Origin of the sequence: Methanosarcina spelaei, from assembly GCF_002287235.1 — an archaeon.
Classification (GTDB): domain Archaea; phylum Halobacteriota; class Methanosarcinia; order Methanosarcinales; family Methanosarcinaceae; genus Methanosarcina; species Methanosarcina spelaei.
Genome location: NZ_LMVP01000433.1, coordinates 1 through 360, shown reverse-complemented (window position 1 = coordinate 360; position 360 = coordinate 1). Strand labels below are relative to the sequence as shown.

At 34.7% G+C, this 360-nt stretch carries 1 protein-coding gene; it reads left to right on the top strand.

Annotation, left to right across the window (positions count from 1 at the left end; genetic code table 11):
- Positions 1-283 (top strand): hypothetical protein (locus ASJ81_RS15805; RefSeq protein ID WP_212556094.1); only part of this gene is annotated, 283 nt, incomplete at its 5' end.
- Positions 284-360 lie beyond the last annotated feature (77 nt).

The following is a 360-nucleotide window of genomic DNA, read 5'->3' as shown; positions in this document are numbered from 1 at the left end:
GAGTAGAAAAATGGAACTTGAAGCTTTAAAACAATTGCTTTCTTCACTGGACATCAATCCTGATGAAATTAAAGATGAAAGATATGCCAAAGCTTTTCGTATTTTGTTTTCTATAATTGAACAACAGAACGAAGAGATTGAGTTTCTCAAGGCAGAGAACCAGAAGCTTCGAGATGAAATCAACTTACTAAAAGGTGAAAAAGCCAAACCTAAGATTCGTGGCTCTAAAAAGAATGAAGACATTTCTTCTGAAAAAGAGAGAAGAAATAGAAAGCTCCCATAGGATAAAGAGCCTAAATCTAAACTCAGTACTTCGCTAAAAAATCTCTTCCTCATGTATTCTCCCCATCGATTTACCTA